The 20,914-nt window shown below is 57.9% G+C and carries 16 protein-coding genes, 2 pseudogenes and 1 other annotated feature; of the genes and pseudogenes, 10 read left to right on the top strand and 8 right to left on the bottom strand.

Features of this window, described 5'->3' with window-relative positions:
- The first annotated feature begins 596 nt into the window (after nucleotides 1–596).
- The 4 genes and pseudogenes from IVB07_RS31280 to IVB07_RS40360 form a co-directional block, all read left to right on the top strand.
- Entirely contained in the window at nucleotides 597–1,397 is an 801-nt protein-coding gene (locus tag IVB07_RS31280; protein WP_345946708.1) for an MFS transporter, read from the top strand.
- A 94-nt stretch (nucleotides 1,398–1,491) separates the two neighbouring features.
- The gene (locus IVB07_RS31275) at nucleotides 1,492–1,644 is read left to right on the top strand and encodes a rubredoxin (protein WP_026232952.1); all 153 of its coding nucleotides are present in this window, start codon (nucleotides 1,492–1,494) and stop codon (nucleotides 1,642–1,644) included.
- Nucleotides 1,645–1,708: 64 nt separating this feature from the next.
- Nucleotides 1,709–2,086 (top strand): FMN-binding negative transcriptional regulator, encoded by a 378-nt coding sequence (locus IVB07_RS31270; protein WP_253075292.1) that lies wholly within the window; start codon nucleotides 1,709–1,711, stop codon nucleotides 2,084–2,086.
- Nucleotides 2,083–2,151 (top strand): annotated as a pseudogene (locus tag IVB07_RS40360) (FMN-binding negative transcriptional regulator); the annotation flags it as partial. The gene IVB07_RS31270 and the pseudogene IVB07_RS40360, both read left to right, overlap by 4 nt.
- Before the next feature lie 282 nt (nucleotides 2,152–2,433).
- Here the strand turns inward: IVB07_RS40360 and IVB07_RS31265 are convergent.
- The gene (locus IVB07_RS31265) at nucleotides 2,434–3,258 is read right to left on the bottom strand and encodes a transglycosylase domain-containing protein (RefSeq protein WP_247337050.1); all 825 of its coding nucleotides are present in this window, start codon (nucleotides 3,256–3,258) and stop codon (nucleotides 2,434–2,436) included.
- Between the two features lie 714 nt (nucleotides 3,259–3,972).
- On the opposite strand from IVB07_RS31265, the pseudogene IVB07_RS31260 reads away from it, so the two are divergent.
- From IVB07_RS31260 to IVB07_RS31250, 3 genes and pseudogenes are all read left to right on the top strand, one after another.
- Nucleotides 3,973–4,381 (top strand): annotated as a pseudogene (locus IVB07_RS31260) (transposase); the annotation flags it as partial.
- Nucleotides 4,254–4,369, top strand: a sequence feature (AL1L pseudoknot). Its footprint overlaps the pseudogene before it by 116 nt.
- Nucleotides 4,382–4,744: 363 nt before the next feature.
- Nucleotides 4,745–6,091: a cystathionine beta-lyase gene (gene metC / locus IVB07_RS31255; protein ID WP_346659249.1), complete on the top strand. Its 1,347-nt coding sequence runs from the start codon at nucleotides 4,745–4,747 to the stop codon at nucleotides 6,089–6,091.
- 805 nt (nucleotides 6,092–6,896) lie between these two features.
- Nucleotides 6,897–7,490 carry an autoinducer binding domain-containing protein gene (locus IVB07_RS31250; RefSeq protein WP_247442448.1) on the top strand — a complete coding sequence of 198 codons (594 nt, stop codon included), beginning with the start codon at nucleotides 6,897–6,899 and terminating at the stop codon, nucleotides 7,488–7,490.
- Between the two features lie 608 nt (nucleotides 7,491–8,098).
- On the opposite strand, the gene IVB07_RS31245 is transcribed toward IVB07_RS31250, so the two are convergent.
- The 7 genes from IVB07_RS31245 to IVB07_RS31215 all read right to left on the bottom strand — a co-directional run bounded on the left by IVB07_RS31245 (nucleotide 8,099) and on the right by IVB07_RS31215 (nucleotide 18,762).
- Entirely contained in the window at nucleotides 8,099–8,836 is a 738-nt protein-coding gene (locus tag IVB07_RS31245) for an outer membrane beta-barrel protein (protein ID WP_018455462.1), read from the bottom strand.
- 1,308 nt (nucleotides 8,837–10,144) lie between these two features.
- A complete protein-coding gene (locus IVB07_RS31240) occupies nucleotides 10,145–10,489 on the bottom strand; it encodes a hypothetical protein (RefSeq protein WP_247289248.1) in 345 nt (114 codons plus the stop codon).
- Nucleotides 10,490–11,043: 554 nt separating this feature from the next.
- Nucleotides 11,044–11,319 (bottom strand): hypothetical protein, encoded by a 276-nt coding sequence (locus IVB07_RS31235; RefSeq protein ID WP_026232955.1) that lies wholly within the window; start codon nucleotides 11,317–11,319, stop codon nucleotides 11,044–11,046.
- A 330-nt stretch (nucleotides 11,320–11,649) separates the two neighbouring features.
- The gene (locus IVB07_RS31230; protein ID WP_039799450.1) at nucleotides 11,650–12,678 is read right to left on the bottom strand and encodes an LLM class flavin-dependent oxidoreductase; all 1,029 of its coding nucleotides are present in this window, start codon (nucleotides 12,676–12,678) and stop codon (nucleotides 11,650–11,652) included.
- 209 nt (nucleotides 12,679–12,887) lie between these two features.
- Complete coding sequence (gene hisC / locus IVB07_RS31225; RefSeq protein ID WP_247767816.1) at nucleotides 12,888–13,964, bottom strand: histidinol-phosphate transaminase; 1,077 nt, start codon at nucleotides 13,962–13,964, stop codon at nucleotides 12,888–12,890.
- Nucleotides 13,965–15,304: 1,340 nt separating this feature from the next.
- Nucleotides 15,305–16,024, bottom strand: a complete 720-nt coding sequence (locus IVB07_RS31220; protein ID WP_026232958.1) for a MerR family transcriptional regulator — start codon at nucleotides 16,022–16,024, stop codon at nucleotides 15,305–15,307.
- 1,793 nt (nucleotides 16,025–17,817) lie between these two features.
- On the bottom strand, nucleotides 17,818–18,762 hold the full coding sequence (locus tag IVB07_RS31215; protein WP_018455472.1) for a LysR family transcriptional regulator: 945 nt from the start codon (nucleotides 18,760–18,762) through the stop codon (nucleotides 17,818–17,820).
- Nucleotides 18,763–19,204: 442 nt separating this feature from the next.
- Between IVB07_RS31215 and IVB07_RS31210 the strand changes: the two genes are divergently transcribed.
- From IVB07_RS31210 to nodB, 3 genes are read left to right on the top strand one after another with little or no spacing between them, the layout of a single operon-like run.
- Nucleotides 19,205–19,621: a response regulator gene (locus IVB07_RS31210; protein ID WP_247289263.1), complete on the top strand. Its 417-nt coding sequence runs from the start codon at nucleotides 19,205–19,207 to the stop codon at nucleotides 19,619–19,621.
- On the top strand, nucleotides 19,618–20,250 hold the full coding sequence (locus IVB07_RS31205; protein ID WP_018455474.1) for a NodA family N-acyltransferase: 633 nt from the start codon (nucleotides 19,618–19,620) through the stop codon (nucleotides 20,248–20,250). The genes IVB07_RS31210 and IVB07_RS31205 overlap by 4 nt, the downstream gene beginning before the upstream one ends.
- Nucleotides 20,247–20,906: a chitooligosaccharide deacetylase NodB gene (gene nodB / locus IVB07_RS31200; RefSeq protein ID WP_018455475.1), complete on the top strand. Its 660-nt coding sequence runs from the start codon at nucleotides 20,247–20,249 to the stop codon at nucleotides 20,904–20,906. Before IVB07_RS31205 ends, nodB begins: the two co-directional genes overlap by 4 nt.
- Nucleotides 20,907–20,914: the final 8 nt, after the last annotated feature.

Here is a 20,914-nt window from a genome sequence, read left to right as displayed (position 1 = left end):
CCTTGAGCAAATCTGAGAAGGGCGCTCGTAACTAAGTCAAACAGCGGTGTGCCTGCCGGGTCGTCGGGGTGGCGGCAGGCGCTCGTGGGTCCGCCGCAGTGTCAAAAGGAAGTTTCCGTCTATCTGATCGCAAAGAACGATGGCGAAGACCGTGACAGATACGATTGCCATCAGGCCTGCGTCCTCGTCGAAATCGAGAGCGTAGTCGTGCGTGGAATGGGTTGCGCCATTCGGTCCGGTAACGCGCAAATTGATCCAACACTTTCTTTCGAAGTAGATCAGCCTGACCGAGGAACTCCTCGATTTTGTGGGGCGCGATACGCGACGGGTCCTTGCCAGCGAGCACTCGGTAAGCTTCCTTAACCCTCAAAAGCTTGATTGCAGCGAAAGACAACATCGGTGAATAGTGTTTGGTCTGGCTCGGATTGTCCTCGCTTGTAGTGCTTGATGGCGGCATCAATATGCGCCATCACCGCCTTTAGGCCGATTTTATAGGGGCCTGCAGGCAGATCTTTGATTTTCTGATCGAGAATTTCTGAAGGTCCATCGAGGCACTTCTCTTACCAAGCGATGGCATCTTCGTTGCAATTCTGGTCGTGCTGGCGTGTCGGCTAACGCTCGGGGAGGAAGGTTTCCGTGCTTGGGGGTGGCGTATCCCGTTCTTGCTGTCCGCACTTCTCGTCGTGTTTTCGATCAATCTTCGTCTCAAGCTGAGCGAGTCGCCGGTTTTCGAGCAGATGCGCCAGGCCGGCAAGGTCTCGCGCGCGCCGGTTCGCGAAAGTTTCGGCACGAGACAAGGATTTGGTTATGCGCTGTATGCTCTCTTCGGCGCGACGGCGGGTCTGGGATGCGTGTGGTACACCGGGCAATTCTACGCGCTGTATTTCCTGCAGAGCGTTCTCAAGGTGGATTTCCTGACGGCGAATGTCTGCGTCGCCATTGCCCTAGCTATCGGTACGCCCCTGGTGGTCGTGAGCGGGGCCTTGTCAGACGGCATCGGACGTCGTCCGCTGATCGTCACCGGACTTCTGCTCGCCGCCGCGCTCTACATTCACATCTACATGGGCGTTGCAAGCGCCACGGCTGCGCACAACTACGTGGCCGTCACCGCGCTATTCCTGGCGCAACTCGTCTTGGTAGTGCTGGTGTATGGGCCGAATGCCGCGTTTCTCGTCGAGTTCTTTCCGGCGCGGCTGCGATATACCTCGCTGTCGCTTCCGTATCCCATCGGCACTGGCATACTCGGCGGCTTCGTTCCGCTGATCAGCCTCTCGCTCGTCAGCTACACCGGCAACCGGCAACATCTACCCCGGCCTGATCTATCCCATCGCGATCGCACCAGCAAAAATGCAGTTACAAGTTGGATAGGCCAGACTCGCCCTAAGTCGACCTCATGAACCCTGCCCGACGAATATGGAAGCTGTCATGAGCAACGAAAGTGCTCACGTGAACACCGAGATCGCGTCCGACGCGCCTCTCTACAAGACCTCGATGTGTGCGTTGTGCGGGCTCATTTACAACGAGCGAGACGGATGGCCTGAAGAGGGCATTCCGCCCGGCGCCCGCTGGGAGGACGTGCCCGCAGATTGGATCTGCCCCGACCGGCGTGCTGGCAAAAGTGAATTCGAGATGACCGAGGTCTGAACCAAACCGTTGATGCTGCGCGACCCTATGGTGCACGGCGTCCCACAATGCCAAAGGAGTTATCATGTACGTCCCTCCGCACCTCGTTGAGGCTCGCGCCGAGGTACTTCACCATCTCATTGAAAAAAATCCGCTCGGCACCCTCTTTACCAACGGGAAGAGTGGGTTTGACGCGAATCATATTCCCTTCGAGCTGCATGCGCACGAAGGTCAGCAGGGCGTGCTTCATTCGCATGTCGCTGGTACGAGCCCTATTTGTCAGGATCTCGCCACCGGCGATGAGGTTCTGATCGATTTCCGCGCCGCGGATGCCTACATCGCGCCAAACTGGTATCCGAGCAAGGTCGAGTCCAAGAAGCAGGTTCCGTCCTGGAACTACATGGTTGCGCATGTGTACGGACGTGTCACGATCCGCGATGATGAGCGTATGTCCGCGGCATAGTCGCGCGCCTGACGCGCATTTATGAGGCGAAACAGGCCGATCCTTGGAAGATGACCGACAGCCCCAAGGACTACATCGGCGAGATGCTCAAGATGATCGTCGGCGTCGAGATCGAGGTCACACGCCTCATAGGCAAGTCGAAGCTCAGCCAGAACAAAGAGGTCCGAGATATTGTCGGCGCCGGCTATGCCCTAAAGGCACAGGGAACAATGTGGTGGGCGAGGCAATGCTGGCCGCAGCCGTCAACACGGAGCAGGCTTCATAGCCAGTCAATCAGCTGTGCTACCCTCCACTCGTTGGCAGCAGTGGCAATCATCTTCCGCGAGATCACGCTCACCTCGATCGCTTCAATTCGGCGATGCGTCCTGATCCATGAAGATCAGGCGTGCCGGATGTTGCTTTGCCGCGAACAGCTGATCATTGGTGATGAGCCCGGTCTCGAGGAGGGTGTCCAGAACCAGGTTTGCACGCTCACGCGCATTCGGAAGAGCAACATGCGAAGATAGATCTAGTGGCGCATTTATCAGGCCGGCAAGCAAGGCTGCTTCGCCAAGCTCGATATCCTGAACCTGCTTCTGGAAATAACTCTGCGCAGCTTTACTGACGCCGAAGATGCCGCCTCCGATCTCCACACGGTTTAGGTAGATCTTCAGGATTTCATCCTTGCTGAGCCGCCATTCGAGCCAAATTGCGACAAGCGCCTCCTGAATCCTGACCTCCAAATTTGGTTGATCTGAGGGGAATAGAATTCTCGCAACCTGCTGGGTAATGGACGATCGCACGGCCTGTGTGCCCGGGGCGGCATGCAATGAGAGCGCGATCGCGGTAAGGTCAAAGCCGAAATGGCTATAGAAGCGGCGATCCCCGGTTGCCAATGTCGCCTTGACTAGGACGTCCGGAAGCTCCTTCACTGAAATCGAGCTGTAGGTCGCGCAAGCGCTGGTCAGACCCGTGCGACATTCCGGCAGACAGAGTGTGGGATCGTCGCCCTGGCTCCAATCCTGATCACCTGTTTTCTGAAAAACGGGGTTTGCCACGATCATTAACACTATGAGGCTGATGAGCCCGAATGTTAAGGCCTCCGAAAGCGGATCGATGATCGTACAGCGCAAGGATCGGGGAACAAGCCTTGCACCGCGCATAATCGACGAGCCACGCGTGGCTCCAGCCATCATACGATCTGGGATTGGGGTTCTTCTTCGCGGTATCATCTGACTCACTTGCGTTTCAAATTGTTTTGAACTTAGCGCGTCGAAACGCGTGCTGCCTGCGGCACGCCGCTCCGTTCGGACGTCCCCGCCAGACAAAGCATCTGTCGTAGTTCTGGAGCCGCGACACGCCGCAGCACAACGTAAGAACTCGCGCATCAGCTGCACCTTGCCGAGGGTGCCGGCAGCGAATTCTGCAGGTGAGAGGTGAGCCCGTGTGAATTTGTTTAGCCCTCGCGGGCTATTGTCGAGCGCTTCTGGTCCGCAAGATCTGCTTCTGGTTGCCAGCACGCGGGTTGCTCGAGCGAGTTGCGCGACGGCGGACGACTGCTGCAACTCTCTGCGGAGTGGGCCGTAGCCATATGCAGCCGCGCGCGCTCTCGTCGGATGCGAAAGCGCCGAGTACGGACGCCGTAGCCAGCCCCACCGGCGGCGACAATCGAAAGGACAATAAGAGCTGCCACCATCATCTCAAGCACGCCTCGCAGATCCTCAATGTCCCGCGCCTGCACCTTGAGGCCGGAATGTGTCTCGGTTCGGAGAATCGAACCGGTAGTTAGTACAACTTGACGCTAGGTACGATTCAAGTGGTGTTAAGGTCCAGCTCTCGATCCAGTCAGGTATCGGTTTGAACCGCCCGGGTTTGTCGGACGCTCCAACTCCTGAGAGGATGGAGCCATGACGAGCAAGACGACGGACAAATTGTCACCCGAGGTCCGAACCCGAGCGGTTCGGATGGTTCTGGATCTCTCCGGCGAGCATCCTTCGCGCCGGGCGGCGGTGAGATCGGTTGCGGCAAAGATCGGCGGCACACCGCAAACGCTTCGTGACTGGGTCAAGAAGGCGAGATCGACAGCGGGCAGCGGACCGGCGTTCCGACTGAGATGGCCGAGAAGCTGAAGGCCCCGACGGGAGAACCGCGAGCTCCGGCAGGCTAACGAAATCCTACGGAACGCAAGCGCCTATTTTGCGATGGCGGAGCTCGACCGCGGGTCCAAGCCATGATCGCCTCTTGATGATCCATCGTGGGCGCATGGGGGTGAGCCGATCTGCAAGGTCCTGCCGATGCGCCCCCTCGACCTACCACGCCGATGCGGCCAAGCGGCGCGATCCAGCCAAGCGGCTGAAAAAACAACGCCAACGCGCGAGTTCATAACAAGTGCAATTGTCAACCCACATCAAGATCGTCCCGATTTAACCGATTTGGCGAGGAGCCCACATGCAGCGTCTTTTGTCCGACAAGAAAGTCGCCTGGTGCCGAGTCATTCGATCAGTCCTGGTTAATCCGCCTGCAGCCCGCACCCCGCGCGTCTGGCCCAACCTTTGCTGTAGTGATGGACCCACTGTAGATCTGCATGAAGCTGACCACCGACTTTGAGGAGCGCGGTCCGGCACGGTCTCGCTGTGTGGTTGACCGCGCTTTCGGTGCGGGAGGAGAGCTGCTCTAAAATTGGGATATGATGACGAAGAGGGCGTCGATGCAGAATTCTCGAGTGGTCGCGCCGGAGACGAGTTGCACGTTGTGGGCATTCGCTGCGCATTAAGCGGCGCGATCCCAGATAGGAGAAGTATGGATCGGATCCCTTCGGGTAAAGGCTTGCCAGAGCCCAACACGAAATTGTCTCATCTCGGTCGCGCGCCGGCTGAACACGCCGGGATGGTCAATGTGCCTGTCTATCGAGGTTCCACGATCGTTTCGGAAAGCCTCGAAGAGTGGGATAGGCGCAAGCAGAATCCAGTGACGAACTACGGACGATTCGGCTCACCGCTGTCTCGCGCTCTCGAGGCTGCCATTTGTGAACTGGAAGGCGGGTATCGTTCGATCTTGTTCCCTTCGGGGCTCTCTGCGTGCTCCCACGCGCTTCTCGGGATACTGAAGGCCGGGGATCATGTTTTGATCTGCGATAACGTCTATGAACCGGTCAGGATATTCGCGAACGAGGTTCTAACTAGATTTAAGGTCAAAGTGGAGTACTTCCATCCCACACAACCTTCGGATCTACTCGCGAAGATTGGAGCAAAAACGCGAGCTGTGTACCTGGAGTCCCCGGGGTCACTGACGTTTGAGGTACAGGATCTTCCCGCGCTGTGCGCGATCGCGCATCATTCGGGTGCGCTCGTGCTCATGGACAACACTTGGGCGACGCCGCTCTATTTCAAACCCTTTCTCCATGGCGTCGACATTTCGATCCATGCCGCGACCAAGTATATCGTTGGTCATTCCGACGCCCTTCTGGGCATTGCTACTGCTAACAAGGAAGCGTGGCCGCTCCTGCAGCCAAGCGCTCATCATTTCGGGGAGATCGCTGGGCCAGATGACATCTATTTAGCTCTTCGTGGACTGCGGACACTAGCCGTTCGCATGAGGCAGCATTGCGAAAATGGCATCAAGCTGGCTCAAAGCCTGGAAGACCACCCGGCAGTGGGCCGGGTTCTACACCCTGCGCTCCCAAACGATCCCGGCCACATTATTTGGAAGCGGGATTTCTTGGGTGCAAGTGGCCTGTTCGGCGTCGTTCTGAAGGCTATGCCCAAGGCCCAGCTTTCGGTTTTCTTCCAGAAACTGCGCCTTTTTGGAATCGGATTGTCGTGGGGTGGGTACGAAAGCCTTGCGCTGCCTGTCGATGATCCTCCACGAACGGAAGCTAAGGTTTCATTTGATGGACCGTTGATTCGTATTCACGCCGGCATCGAGAGGCCGAGTGATCTCATTGCGGACATGCATCAGGCGCTGCAAGCCGCCTGCGAACACTCCGTGAGCGACGCTGCTTACCAGGATGAGAGCAGAGACGGGTGATTTCAAGGGCAGTATTGATGGTGCGAGGAGGCCGATAAGAGCGACGCTTGGGGGCGCTATCGCAACCATGCGTACGGCTTCTGTCTGTCAATGTGCGTGAGCACAACGCCCATGTGTGCGGTCGGTTGGATCTCATTTAAGCCGCAGGCCATTGCCGTATTCGGATGATTCGCTTGCCCAAACATGTCCGGGTGCTTTTCAACACGAGCGCTTGGCAATAGGCGACCGCGCAACCGGGAATCTCCGGCTTTCCGTTCGGTTACGGCGCGACCGCAAACGGGTATATCGCAGCGGATGCATGCCATTTCTGCGACTAATTGCCTCTGTGCCCTATGACGCGGGCGCCGGGTCTATTAGCTCGGCTGGCCCCCGGAGCAGAGGCGCGGAGGCTGACCCAAGGCGTAAACGATCCTTCGCGTACTTGCCGATGCGACATACATTCTTCAGCTAGCACCAACAAGGTTGTCTCTCTTGCGACGAATGTCCGAATTGTAGCAGTGAACGTGGCGCCCAGTTCTCCAACACTCCTGCTTGCGGCAGTGCTCCTGCCGCCTCAGCTGGGACGACATTTGCTGGACGCTTCAGGTCCGCCTCCTCCGGAAGAGGCGCATGCACAATGTTCTCTATCGAGCAGCTACCCGATCTCAGCCAACTCGATTGCAGCTCGTGACGAGAAGTATGACTGTCGCGTTCGGTCGAGCACTTCGAAGCAAGATGAGGCCGAAGTGGCGCAGGGCCCTGCCCAAATCGATCCACTCAAAAGACGCAGCACCGGATTGCCTAAGTCGGTGGCGGGAGGCACCAAATGGACCTATTTTGCTTCATCGAATGCGCAAAACAGAGTCGATCTCCCGAGGTGTTGTTCGATCTGCTTGTGAGCTGCTCGAGCGAACAGGGCTTCAGTCAAGTCGCTTACGGGGCGCTGACGGACGCGGAGCCGACCCGCCGGCCAGAGTATCTGCCAGCCGCCGTGACGGTGAGCTTTCCTTCCGCGTGGCGCGAGCGCTATGCTGAACGCCGATACAATGCCATCGATCCTGTGGTTCGGTACGACGATGCAGTCGTCACCGTTTCTATGGGATCAACTCGCTCACAAGATCGATTGCAACCCGGCGAAGTGCGTGTGTTGAACGAGGCCAAAGAGGCGGGTCTGAAGCACGGCGTAACCGTACCACTGTTCGGACCATTTGGACGGCTATGCGTCGTATCCTTTGCATCCAGGTTCGACGATGTCGACCCTCAGTATCGCCTCAGTCGTCTCAACGCATTGGCTTGGCAGTTTCATCATGCATTTACAAAAATCGCGCCCTCATCGGAGGGCAAATGCCATATGAAAGTGGCCCTATCCGAACGAGAAAAGGATTGCCTCCGCTGGGTGGAAGAGGGGAAATCATCCTAGGAAATCGGAGTCATCCTGAGAGTCAGCGAGAATACGGTGAACTTTCACCTGAAGAACCGCGATGCGAAAGCTAGAGACGAACAGCCGTACCCATTGCCTTGCCAAGGCGATTCGCCCCGGTCTAATCTGACGTTTCGGCGCCGCTGCCCCGTACCGACCTATGTCGAAGTCACGAGCGATCGATCTGACCAGCGTGGCAACATGACAGCGAGGACACGTTCAGCCCAAGGTGCAGAAGATGCTGTCGCCGCGAATAGCTGACACGCCTGTCGTCTCGTCGTCTTCGGGGGCATAGATGCGTATCCCGCCGAGGGTTGGTCGAGTTTTCGAGGCGGGAGAGGTTCGTACGATCGCCTAAATCCGACGTGGACTGGCCATGACGGTAGACCATTCGGCGCATCGATGACGCGCGTGCGATCACAGTGATCTTCGCAAGCGTGCTTGGTTGTGGATGCCGATACCCATCAATACGGGAGCGGTTTTTGGGCCTGGATTGCGGCAAGCTAGTCGCCTGGGATAACGGTATTGCTTGATGCAGCAAGCCTGCCCTTGCAAAAACAAGCCCCGGCCATGGGCCGGGGCTTCCGATTCTTCGTTCGTACTGCTGATCAATATTTCAGAAGAAACGGGCCGCCGAACTTATAATTGAGCCGGGCAGTCAGAAGATCGAAATCCTGGCGGACGCGATCGGTTCCGCCTGCGGGCGCGGCGAAGTGCACCGCTCCGGGCTGCATGAATAGGTGGTCGTACTCGAGGCTGACCGACCAGCTCGGCGCGAAACCGTACTCAATCCCAGCTCCCAGCGCACCACCCCAAAGAATGTGGTCGCTCTTCCCAAGCTGCGCGCCCGTGAGGGTCGAGCTAATCTGATAGGTATTGCTCGTCACTGCGGCACCACCTTTGGCGTAAAATAATACGTTGTCTACGGCATAACCGATCTGCCCTGTTATCAGGCCGAACGCATCAATCTTGGTCTGGTTGATATCCGCAAACGCGACGCTGTCATTCGAGCCGGTCAAACCAGCCCAGTTCCCCTGGCCTTCAACACCAAGCACGATCTGGCCCGTCTGCCTTCGATACCCGATCTGGCCACCCACAGTACCGCCGGTCGCATCATGGCAGCCCTCAGGTGTGCCGCCATTGAAGTCCCAGCAATTCGCGCTTGAGCCCAAGCCGCCGTTCAAGCCGACGTAGTAGCCGCTCCAGTCATAGATCATAGCCGCAACAAGCTGCGGAGCTTTGCCATAGAGAGGCTGGACGGGCTGCGCAGCCAGATCCGCGCCGAATGCGGGCGCAATCGCGCCGAGCGCCACAATGCTTGCAGTCGCGAGCAACAAGTTCTTCATTTCTACTCTCATGTCTTGAGTGCCCCGAGCCTCGCGCGTCTTAACAACATCCGCACGGATAGCTGTAGCTGCACCGCAACATTTCGTCGGAAAGGAATGCTTGAACCGAACCCTGCGTCAGGTTGCGGCGTTGCGGATCACGCTTCGCAATGCTCTTTCGCGTGCGAACCAGATTGCGTGGCGTCGGCGAAAAGCGAGCTGCTGATCTCAGCGGATGAAGCGCACCGCAACCCACACGAGGCCCAGCCACACCGCAACCGAAAAGAGCAAAGCGCCTTGCAACGCCCTTGCTCTTATCCTGTGACGCCACCGAAGGAGCTGCGATGAGCAACCGGTGAAGCGCCGACCCCGTATAACAGATATCACGTCATCGTAATCTGCGAACCGGAAGTGAGAGCGATGCTTTCGAATATACGCCAGCCGCTCAGTGGGTGAGAGGCACTGCGCCCACACCTCCGATGCCTCATGATCAAAACACGCGCTATTCTCAAGGACCTCGGCGAGGCGCTCGTCAGGTTTCATGATGCATCCGCTGTAGTGACTATCGCGGATCGAGTTCTAGGAGGAGAGCCTAACCTTGGAAACCTCTCGGTTTAGGTAGGCGAGTTGAGAGATTTCAATTCGGCGGTCAATGCGGCGCTGATCCTGCGCGAGATGAAATTCGAAGTCGTGCGGTGGCTCTGGATCAGCCTTCTGGCCCAGTGCAGATGGACACGGGCATTGAACCGGCGTAGATGCCGCAGGAGAGTGAAAGGTGCTCCTTGTCGATGGTGTGCACTAGCGCTTGTTAGAATTCGGTCCGGCAATGGCTTCCGCGCATGCTAAGATCACACAAACGTACGTTGCAAGGTCCAGGGCCGGTCGCGAATACACGGCTGCCGATCCGATCATCCGTGAACGGCCGGCTCGCCGTCGTCACCGTCAGTGTCTCGGGTCAAATCGGCCAGCAGTCGTACCTTGCACCGCGCTGTTGGGACTGACTGCACGCGCGTGCCCTCCACGCCGCCTCCCGATTTTGTGCTCGACGAACTGACGGCGCCCGGCGTTCGCCCTCTTGTGGCAGATCGGCAGTTCCTTGCTTGAGCAAGGCCGAATGCCGCATTAGGAACCACGGCGTGCGGGAACTCGGAGCGGCGGCGGAGCAGAACTGCCGGAAGCCCTGGCTTGCGAGAGACCTCAGGCAGGCGGCAAGCGCACGCCGGTCCCTCGTTGAAGCAGGGCACGACGACATCCACGCTGGGCAAAGCACCGATCTTGACCGGGTCGTACGGCGGCAGTGAGGCGCCGATCGCTGGAGCGGGTCCTGCATCAACGCGTCTTGGGATGAGCGCTGCAGATACCAACTTCGTTAAAGGGATCCTCAGCGCGGCGCGGTTCACTGGTCATGAACATCTTCATTGCAAAGTCGAGCGACCGGTATGCTCGATCGCGGGCCGCCTGCGGCAAATCAGGAGTTGCGTCAATCGCAGCGCGCGCGTCGCTCATAATCTTATCTTTTGCGGAAAGAAGCTTTGCATCTAGGATTACATGAAGCGTCTCTCGAACTTCAGGTGAGATCGCGCTATCGCCATCAATCAATTCTCGAAATTTCCAAAATATACGCTCGACTGCTACCGTCGACCCGAGAACTGACATTAGCCTTGGTGACATCATTGGCCATCTCCTTCTCCAGCCTGAATCTCGGACTATCCCAGCGAAATTAGACCTGTCCGCGTCTCGCACCGGCGCGCGAGGCGACCCTGAACAGGCGAATGACTGGGATACATGTCGGCTGCTACACCCCAGCCCGCGTGAGACGGACGTTCAAGATATGCTCAGCGGAACTCGCAAGGTGCGATTGCGAGCAAGGCACTTCTCTTTCCTGCGCTCCAAGCCGTAACTCGGTAGCGTGCGGTGGCTCACGTGCAAAACGGAGGGTATGCGCCGCTTCCCATTTGCCACAATACATGCAGCGGCATCGGAGTTGGACTTCTGCCACGCGCGCGTTTTGTGATTGCCTGGGTGCATCGACATCGAGCCTACCGATCCCGCGACGGTGTGTTGGTCGTGCGCCACGTTGACCTCGATCATCTCTTGATTCTCCATTGGTCATCGGGTCGAGCGCAGAAAGGGCGGCAACTTAAACGCGCAGATCATTTTCACGTGCTGGATTCCGTATCTCGGATTGGTTCGTTTCGGCTACCATAACTGTCCTCGCCACTGCACGGCTATGCTGTGCAAACCGTGCATTTCACCCACCAGCGGCCACCGCGCTTCTCCGCGCGCAGCTTGCCGCGGCGGATCCGAGAGAGCACCCCTTCGGGGCTTATGTGGTTCATCGCTGCGTATCGCTGAACAGTGAGGTAGTCCTCATGCAGAGGCGGAGGGGTGCTAATTCCGTGCGCAGCCAGCAGAATGCGCAGCGAAGCCAACTCCGCCAGCACGATCTCGAGCTTACGCGCGATCTCGTCCATCTGGTCGAAGCGCTGCGGGGACCGCGTCACGACAGGCCCGCCCGTGCGATAAGCCACATCTTGGATTCGTGTGAAATGCGATCGACGAACTGGCGCGCCAAAGCGGGATGAGCGTGAGCCAACTCACCTGGCCAAGCAAACCACTGCGCGGGCAATATCAACACATGCAAAATGGGAGACGCGGCATTTATTGCCGTCGAGACTACACCTTGGTGATGTAGTCGAAAGGGTCTCATGCGCGTAAGAGCCACTTGAGCCATAAGAGCGGCCTGACAAATGCATCCGGCTGCGGTGCTCATGGGCCTCGGTGTTGCCATTTATTGCATGGTCAAGGGCGAACTGCTTCGAATCGGCTCACCATCAGTGCTCCGCCGCCATGAGCTCGGAGTGAATCGCAGTTGCTGTGTTGAGGCAGGCATCCAGTGACAGAGATCCAAAGGCGAGCTGACAAAGGAGATAGTTGGCGCCTGCCTCTTCCACGTGATCGAGAAGAGTTTGGCGCACCGAAGCGCGGGATCCGACAACGCACAGTTCACTCTCAATTGCGGCATCCAAGGTTAGGGGCAGGTTGGATGGAGGCGGGATGTCATTGAGGTCGTACAAGAACTTAAAGCTCTTGAGCCAGGTTTCGTAGGCTGGCGCGGCGAGGGAGCGGGCGGCTGCTTCAGAGCTGGCAATTACGACCATGCGGAGTAATGCGAGAAATGGTGCTGAACCGTTGGTGTCATACTTCGCGTTTCCATGAGCGCGATAGCGATCTGTTACTTTGCGAACGGCAGAAGAGGGTCCCATGCACGCCAGATTAGCGCCATTCGCCGCCGCCCAATGCGCGGACTCTGGCCGATTTGTAGCAATCCATGTCGGGGGACAAGGACGCTGGTGAGGTGAAAGCGTCAAAGGAACGTCGCTCAGCGCAAAATGTTGCCCTTTGTACGAGAGCGGGCCGCCATTCATCGCGTTAACGAAGATTTGGGAAGCTTCCTCGTAACGGCTAGAGGCAACATCGGCTCCAACCCCAAAATAGCTCAGTTCGATCGGGAGGGAGCCGCGACCAAGGCCGACCTCGACTCTGCCGCTGCTCAGGTGATCCAACATGCAGATCTCCTCGAATGCCCGCAACGGGTGGTAGAGGTTGAGCAGCATGACCAACGGACCAACGCGAAGTCGCCGTGTGCGTTGTATGACGCTTGACAGAAACAAGTTCGGCGATGGACCGCGTCCGTGGGGGGTGCAATGATGCTCTGCCAGATGATAGGCATAGAAACCGAGCCGGTCGTAGGCCTCCGCCAGCGCGAGGCGGTCCGCGTATTGCCTGGCGATATCGGGACCGTCCTCGTCAAGATGATCAAAAATGCCGCAGGTCAGGTTTGAGGGAAGAACGTTTCTCACTCAGTTATCTCCTATAGAGAGGACCGGAGTCCGCTAGGTTTTTGGGGTTCAAGAAGCGCTCGCTGGCGTGCATATGCTGCGAAGCCGTTCTCAGCAGCTCGCAATGCGCCGACCGGACAACAACTGACTGAGGCCGGTCGCGAAGCTGCATCATGTGCGGGTCCTGTTCGATGACGAACGGGGATCTGTGACCTGAGTGGAAGGGTTCACTAGCCACGGCATCCCACTTTCTTAAGAATGCTGCCGACAGCCGCAAGAAACGCATCCATCTGGCGCTTTGTACCGATGCTAACCCGAATGCACTCTTCCAGGCCGGGATCCGGAAAGAAGGCGACGAGGACGCTCTGGTCTTGCAACGCCGCCTGCCACCATCTGCCACCCTGGCCTACCGGCACACGGGCGAGGAAGAAGTTCGCGTGGGAAGGCGTTACGGAGAACCCAAATTCCGAGAGGGCGGCCGCTACGCGCTGACGCTCAGACCTGACGTGGCGATGGTTCTCCTCGTAGGCGTCGCGATGCGCAAGGACGCTCATGCCTACGGCATGAGCGACCACATTCATGTTAAAAACATTCTGGATGTTGCGAAGCCGCCCAATCAGCTCGGGGTGGCCGAAACCGAAGCCGACGCGAATGCCAGCGGCGGAATGACTCTTGGAAAGCGTGCGCAGGACCAGAAGATTCGAATGGCGCTCAATGAGGCGTAGGCCGTCCTCAGGTGCGAAATCGACATAAGCTTCGTCCAATACGATCAATCGGTCAGACCGTGTAACGAGGCGCTCGATCTCAGCGACCGGAACGAAGGTTCCGGTCGGATTGTTCGGATTGGCCAGCAGAATGAACTTGGCATGTTTAGCCGGACCGAAAAGCAGCTCGTCCATCGGCAAGCAGTCGGGTTCAGACCAGGGAATTTCAATGAACCGAGCCCCTTGCAACATGGCAAGCTTGCGATTGAATGAGAAGCCGGGCGACATCATTGCGATGCTGTCGCCCGGGGCGAGAAAGGCTCTGTAAATGAGACTGAGGAGTTCAGACGATCCATTGCCAGCCATCACGCGATCAGTGGCAATCCCGTACGCCGCTGCGGCCGCTTGCCTCAAGCTGATATTGTCATCTTCTGGATAGCGGTATTGCACCTCAAGAGCTGCAATTGCGCTTCGCATCACGATGGCTGGCAAAGGAAATGGGTTCTCATTCGTATTCAGTTTCACGGAAGTATTGTCGCGCGTAGGCCGCCCGGACGGCAGAGCATCCAATTCGCGAGCCACCGGCGAGAGCGAGGAAAGCATATTTTGCAGTTTTGTATCCAATTTGATGTTCTCCCTTTCGTCGACGAGAGCAGTTGACGGCCTTCATCGAGCCTACCTGATGCGCGCCCCGTATTCGGAGCCGGGAAGCGCAAGGCGTGCATGAATGTGAGGGTGGGTGCCACAGGCGGGCTCAGATCTAAGCGCCGCACCGGATCAGAGTCCGGCTCAAAGTCCGGCAGCGATCAGTGCGGATCAGGCGGGCGCACGGCGTTATCCCGGCGAATACCTGTTTTAAGAGGGGAGGAAACGCCACGTCCACTCGGCCGAACAGCGCGGCTAACGTGGCTTGAACTCGTAATCCGCAGACAGACTGCGCACGCCTGACATGTTGCCACAAGCTACGTTCCTTCTAAAGAGGTCATGGCAGCTCACTCCCGAGAGCGAGGTGCGCATCAGTGTCACTAGGTGGAAGAAGCCACCGATGTTCGTCGGCCTTACGATTGTGGAAGTGATGCTCACTCCAGTGGTACCAGACGAATGGGAACGTACTCTTCGGGCGGCCGTTCGGGCGCGTACGACAGCTGTGATAGCATTGCCGCGAGGGCGAGAAATGCCGCGACTGCGGCGACTGCGACGCACGTGACCAGCGCGCAATCGCGAGGCCTAGGATGGTTCATCATTCAACGCTCCGTGCGGTGTTGGTGCGGGCGGCCAGGTCTGCGCGACCCCTTCGACGGATTATCGGGCCAGCGGTAATCGATGGACCCAGGGGCGGCATTGTCTCCCTTGGAGTCGAATCGAACCGTGGCAATGGCCCTTTCGATTGAGCCCGAGGTTCGGCCGCAGCGACCCGCGTGGCATCGACGGTGCCCGCCCGTCTGACCGAGCCTGCCCATGCTTGAACTGGGGCATAAGCGTAGCCTGCAACCTGCAGCAGATTGGCTTGAAGCCTTGAGCTTGGCGACATCGGCTGCCCCTGCAGCATTCTTCGTCGAGTGCGGCATGGAGGTAAAGGAGCGTGCCGGAGTCGCCGGCAATGGCCAAAGACGGTCATCCACCGAATTGTTCTCGCCCAGCGCTCTCACCGGGAACTTCCAAAAGTGGTGCAGATCATTGGAGTCTCCATCGGCGTAGCCGGCGCTCTGTAGGTCGCCCCGCCGCTGCGTCGATACTTTTAGAAGGTACAATTTGACGCTACGTACGGATCAAGTACTTCGAAGCGTGCTCGTCGAGGTTGGCAGAGCGAAAGTTCCCAGGGTGTCGACAACGCACATTCGCAGGCGAATTGCTACGGGCCAACGATCCTCAGTCAGACAAGGATCAGCATCAGCTCATTCAGTTAGAGACATTTGAGCAACCGAGTCCGGCAGCCGGGTGCGTCAACTCGTTCCGAGCTGGCTCTCCAGCGCGGCGAGGGCGAGATCCAGGTATCGCATGAGGCTCGCATCCCAGCCGGCGAGATTGTGTGGTTCAGTCAATCGCGTCAGCACCTTCAGTATCATCGAGACAGTCGAATCAACTCCTGCGATCTCAGTCAGCAGCGAACGGGCCTGACGCGCGACCGCATTTGGTCGCTCACCGCATGGCGGCTCGCCCCGATCCATGCAGCTTCGTAGCTCGTCCCGAATCTTGCGCCACCGATCTTCGCGGCTAGCGTTAGAGGCGCATGTGCAGATGGCCGAGGGGGTACGTTCCTGAATCCGCGACATTGCATCTAACGTGGCCGGTAGCTCGTCGACACTAACTTCTGTCTCACCTTGCGTCGTCATATTGCGCAATCGATCCCGTAATAATGTCGCCCGCGCGACTTGAATTTCAATTCGCTCGAGATGGTTGCGCAATAGGTCCGTGAGAGACGACCGTCCCTCGATGGCTTTGCGGATCTCAGGAAGCGAGAAGCCCAGCTCACGTAGCGCCCGTATCTGACAGACGCGTTGTAGGCTTTCACGATCGTACATGCGGTGACCGCCACCGGTACGTTCCGCGACCGTCAACAACCCCGTATGTTCGTAATGATGCAGAGTGCGTACCGTTACGCCGGTCGCCTCTGCAAGTTCTCCAATGCGCCATCGGCGCCGTCGTGGTGTGGCTTTTGTCATGGTCCTCAATTTGCAAGCCTACAACCTGACGTCACGTGAGAATCAAGTGATTTCAATGATCTAGATGATGGTCTCTCGCTGCGAACCCCAGGAGCACTGAGCGCATGCTGTTAATCAATCAGCCGAGACAAGTGCAAGCATCAAGTTCGCCAGCGACGCCAATTCGTCCCTCGCTGCGCGTTGCATCACAAGTCTGGCGATCGCTACGCGATTCTCGCCGGTTCGCATGCATGTCGGTAAAGACCCGATTGCTCGATCAAAAAGGTTTCCCAAGCTCGCGAGATCCTCCGGGTCGTAGACTCCGCTCGGCTTCTCCAACAGTATGCTCCTTTCATTGCGGCACCTTCGCTGCACGTGGGGAAGCCGTTTGGCTGTGGTAGGGCAAAAACAAGACGGAGCGGCGACGTGCGCGAAAGAATGTGACAGGTGCGTTCGTGTGGTGCCGTTGTGCAACACGGCGTTTACTTCCCTTTTGTCCAACACTGCCTGACCGAAACTGTGCAATTTCCGCTGGATGCTGGCGCAGCAGCGGCCATTTGCTGTCTGATCGCCACGCGAAGCGAAAGCAGGTACATGCCACCCCGCTTGCTCTTGAGACACAGCTTCACGAACGGCTGCCCAGACAAAGTACTGATCTGATCAGATGGGTGGCGCGGCCGCCCGCTCGGCACCTAGCAGCGTTTTCGACGCGCTGCTAGTCTGTTGATGGCTTTGTGGCCGCGAAGGCGTTGTTCGCGCATGGCAACATCGGGTTTTGGAATGCCACAAGATGATGGCTGCTCTTCAACGGCGAAAGTCTGCGACGCAAAGCGCCAGTATAATGAGAGAAGGCGGGCCGCAAAACCATTTCCGGCATGTATCTCAACGCGAGCGCACCTCGCGCGGTTGGCGAAGCGTTACTCGCGATTGAGGACGGAGCCTCGAAGGATCGCTCCGATATCCGTCGGACGTGGAGGCACACTCAAAACGGGCAACACGCCCCCGGCGCCGCGCGGGCGCGCCGGGAAACAACGACGTGCCATAGCTCCTACAGCAATAACTCGCATATCCAGACGTGAGCCGGATCAGTGTTGCGCAGCACAGTCCCTTGCTCGTCCAGAAGCTCACTCACTTTCATTCTCGAACAGTATCGCTTTGGTGTGCGAGCGCTGGACATAGATGCTTTGGGTAAGATTGGCAAATCATGTTACCGCACCGAAGTAGCTCTTCGAGGTCAGCGGTGAGTGGCCGCAACTCGGGACCAACGGCGGCGGCATCCCGCGCGCGACGCGCCACGACACTCTCGAATAACACCACTGTCGCGATCCGAAAGGATGACCTGCACCCACCGATCCGATGTGGTGCTTTGGCATTGCTGCTGCGATCACCGGGAGAGTAGACGGCAAGGAGAATGCCCACCGGCAGGTTAAGAGCGGTGTGGGTGCCTGCCAGTGTCCACGTTTGCAGCCTCGATCGCAGGTCTTAGTCTACAACCTGACGCGGTGTACGATTCGAGGGATTTTAGTGCCAAGGCCTGATTTCGTTCATCTGACTGGCCGGATCATTTCGCGAGCTCTGAGCCTCAGCTCATGTAGAACAGTGCGATGCAGCCGTCGTGTCAGGCAAGTCAGGCGGAGCGCCGCCGAACGAGCTGTATGAAGCGCAAGATCGTCACGCCAGCGCGAGATCAAGAGCGCGGCCGACCCGATCAAACTACGCTCAAACGCGCCAATCCGAACACCAGCGAGGACCGGAGCCTCGAGCCTGGCGTAGATCTGGTTAACCGAGATTAGATCGCAAACGGCCGAACAATGCTAGAACGGGCCGTGACATTGGTTGGTCTCGGACGGAGAGACCATCATGGATGCCTCTTGCAAGAACATGTTGCGCATCCAAATGCTTGCAGGATCAGTATTATGAATGGCCGGCCACTGGACGGCCTCGGTGAATGTGAGAAGTCGCAGCGGAGGTTCGATGACCCGCAGGGGCATCGTGTCTGCGAAATGGCTGACCAGTCTTGAGGGCATACTCGCTATACGGTTGGTGCCCAATAACATAGGCGGAATCATACCAAAACCCTGCACTGCGACCTCGGTGCGTATCTTGAAACCATGCTCGAGCAAGAGCCATTCGTGAAAGGAGGGCCTCAGGGAGCCCCCGAACCGGGCTTCCACGTGCCCGATCGACATGTACTTCTCGAACGTAAGTCGCGGCGCCAGCTGCTTGTTCATGGGGCAGCCCACGCAAACGAACGTGTCCTCGAACAGTGCCGCCTTGGGATGCGCACTCGACATGAACATCTCCGGATACATGAGAAAATCGACTTCACCGCGCCGGAGAAGTTCATCGGGTTCCTCTAAGGGCGGCAGCAACTCGAAATTGATCGTCGGAGCTTCCCGCGCGACGCGGTCCACGATTCTTCGAAGAAACACGACAGTCATGAAGTCGGACAGGATGATCCTGAATCGCCGATTCGATTGAGACGGAGTGAAGCCCTCCGGAGAAATGATGGAGAGCTGAATGTGAGCGAGAGCCTCGCGAATTGGGGCTGCGAGCGCTTGAGCCCGCGGCGTTGGGACAAGCTTCCGACCCCTCATCGTGAATAGCTCATCGCGAAAGTAAGTGCGAAGCCGCGCGACGGCAGCACTCATGGCAGGTTGACTGAGGTTGATGCTTCTTGCCGCCGCCGTGAGATTGCCTTGCGTCACCAGGGCGTCGAACGCGACGAGGAGATTCAGATCGAGGCCCTTGAAACGCATAATCTTGAGTGATCCACCGTGTGAATGTGTTCTATCGATACAATCGATTTTACCATTTGTACCGACTGAGGATAGCAAAGGATAGTTTAGCGAGATGCCAGATCTATCAGAATGGTTACAAATCGTAGCGCGTCTCAGCCCAGCGCCAGGGATCGATCAAGACATCTGGACCGTGCGGTCGCAGTTTCGCGCGTGTTGCGCAAGTCCTATCTCGGCGAGCTAGCACGGTGGGGATCCGCAAATGTGCGTGGGCGTATAGGACGAGCAAACCATCGTATGGCTTCGCCAACCCATTCTATACCGGCCGTGTACCGCTGTAGAATTGAGCGAACGCTTAACCTGACCGTAGATTTCCCTCCAGTTGGACCCCTTCGGTTGCGGGTGCCAAATGTGTTTTGGTCGCATCCGATTGCGTCCTTGCTGCGGAGAAATCGTGCCGAACATGCAAGCGAAGCCGTCCTTCGTGAATCTGATGCGAGTTGCGCACACGCTCGACGTCGTATCCATTGTGAATGCAGATCGGTCAGTGCGTGAAGATCTGACAGATATGGTTTTTTCGGCGGGTTACGTACCCGAACCCTTCGAGAGCGCAGACGAGTTCTTGAAATCGGGCCGCCGTTTGATCACGTCGTGCTTGATCGCGGACATGCAGTCGAGCGTGATGAGTGGCTTTGAGCTTTTCCATCATCTGGCTGCATCCGGACGCGCGATTCCCACCGTTCTGCTCACAGACAGCTTCGAAAACGATATGAGGCGAGTCCTGCAAACTGGACTCCAGTTTTTGAGCAAGCCTTTCGAGCGTAGCGAACTGCTGGCGTGCGTCAGGAGCCAGATAATGAATAGGAATTACTCTCTATGAAAATGATCGCGCCCGGATCCACACGAGGTGCTTCGGCGCGCCCTCCAGTTCGTTGGAGGCTGTGCTGGGAGAATGAGCTTCAACTTGCTGACCATATTGAGTTGTCCGACTTCTTCCGGAAGACCTATGGTCCGACCGGGGCATTCAATGCAAAGCCCTTTGAAGGTCATCGAAGCTGGGCCGGCGCAAGGCCTGAGATTCGCGCAATCGGCTACGATGATCGTGGTGTTGCGATTCACATCGGCGCACTGCGCCGCTTCATAAAAGTGGGTGAGGTCGATCTGCTTGTGGCTGAACTCGGATTGTACGGGGTGCGCCCGGATCTCGAGGGGCTCGGCATCAGCCACTCCATCCGCGTGATGTATCCCGTATTGCGAGATCTTGGGGTGCCGTTCGGTTTTGGCACGGTCCGATCTGCCCTGCAGAAACATATTACCAGGCTGCTCGGGCGACAGGGATTAGCGACTGTTCTGCCAGGGCTCCGTGTCCGGTCCGCTCGTCCGGATATCTATCTCACTGTGCCTCCGACGCGCGTGGAGGACGTGGTCGGCCTCGTTCTGCCGATTGCGAGGCCAATGAGCGAATGGCCGGCCGGTGAGATGATTGAACGGAACGGGCCAGAACTGTGACGTCCGCAGACAACGAGACTGAAGCGCGGAGCGACTGCGCCGACTCGGGCGGAGAGCGCTGTGTCTATCTGACGTTTGATGATGGTCCCAACCCGCATTGCACGCCGGCTATCCTGGATGTGCTGGCGCAGCATCGGGCCCCCGCCACTTTCTGCGTGATTGGTGCATATGCAGCGGGCCAGCCGGAGCTGATCCAGCGCATCATTGCAGAAGGCCACGAACTCGCAAACCACACAATGACGCACCCGGATTTATCCAAATGCATGCCGGATGAGGTGGAATACGAGATCCTAACGACGAACAAGGTCATCGGAATGGCCTGCCCGCGAGCCTCTGTGCGGCACATGCGTGCGCCGTATGGGACTTGGACCAAGGAGGCCCTCGCCGTGTCGGCGAAGGCCGAACTGGCAGCCCTGCACTGGTCAGTGGACCCGCAAGACTGGTCTCGTCCTGGCGGCGAGGCGATTGTTGCCGCGGTGCTGGCCTCGGTCCGGCCGGGAGCAATCGTGCTCCTGCACGACGGGTGCCCTCCCGACGAGTTGAAACGCTGCCCTCACTCTAGTCGGCGCGACCAGACCGTGACGGCGCTCGCCCAGCTCATTCCAGCACTGCATGACCTTGGATTTGCAATCCGGTCGCTTCCTCAAACTCACTGAATAGATCA

The organism is Bradyrhizobium sp. 172 (assembly GCF_023101065.1).
GTDB lineage: Bacteria > Pseudomonadota > Alphaproteobacteria > Rhizobiales > Xanthobacteraceae > Bradyrhizobium > Bradyrhizobium canariense_D.
Note: the sequence above shows the minus strand (reverse complement) of the source record. Positions and strands in the feature narration are given on the sequence as shown.

Excerpts from the sequence above, each read along its gene's own strand:
- IVB07_RS31275 (WP_026232952.1), top strand. The coding sequence starts at position 1,492 with ATGTGTGCGTTGTGCGGGCTCATTTACAACGAGCGAGACGGATGGCCT.
- IVB07_RS31270 (WP_253075292.1), top strand. The coding sequence starts at position 1,709 with ATGTACGTCCCTCCGCACCTCGTTGAGGCTCGCGCCGAGGTACTTCAC.
- IVB07_RS31265 (WP_247337050.1), bottom strand. The coding sequence starts at position 3,258 with ATGGCTGGAGCCACGCGTGGCTCGTCGATTATGCGCGGTGCAAGGCTT.
- IVB07_RS31250 (WP_247442448.1), top strand. The coding sequence starts at position 6,897 with ATGGACCTATTTTGCTTCATCGAATGCGCAAAACAGAGTCGATCTCCC.
- IVB07_RS31245 (WP_018455462.1), bottom strand. The coding sequence starts at position 8,836 with ATGAAGAACTTGTTGCTCGCGACTGCAAGCATTGTGGCGCTCGGCGCG.
- IVB07_RS31240 (WP_247289248.1), bottom strand. The coding sequence starts at position 10,489 with ATGATGTCACCAAGGCTAATGTCAGTTCTCGGGTCGACGGTAGCAGTC.
- hisC (WP_247767816.1), bottom strand. The coding sequence starts at position 13,964 with ATGCTTTCCTCGCTCTCGCCGGTGGCTCGCGAATTGGATGCTCTGCCG.
- IVB07_RS31220 (WP_026232958.1), bottom strand. The coding sequence starts at position 16,024 with ATGACAAAAGCCACACCACGACGGCGCCGATGGCGCATTGGAGAACTT.
- IVB07_RS31215 (WP_018455472.1), bottom strand. The coding sequence starts at position 18,762 with ATGCGTTTCAAGGGCCTCGATCTGAATCTCCTCGTCGCGTTCGACGCC.
- IVB07_RS31210 (WP_247289263.1), top strand. The coding sequence starts at position 19,205 with ATGCAAGCGAAGCCGTCCTTCGTGAATCTGATGCGAGTTGCGCACACG.
- IVB07_RS31205 (WP_018455474.1), top strand. The coding sequence starts at position 19,618 with ATGAAAATGATCGCGCCCGGATCCACACGAGGTGCTTCGGCGCGCCCT.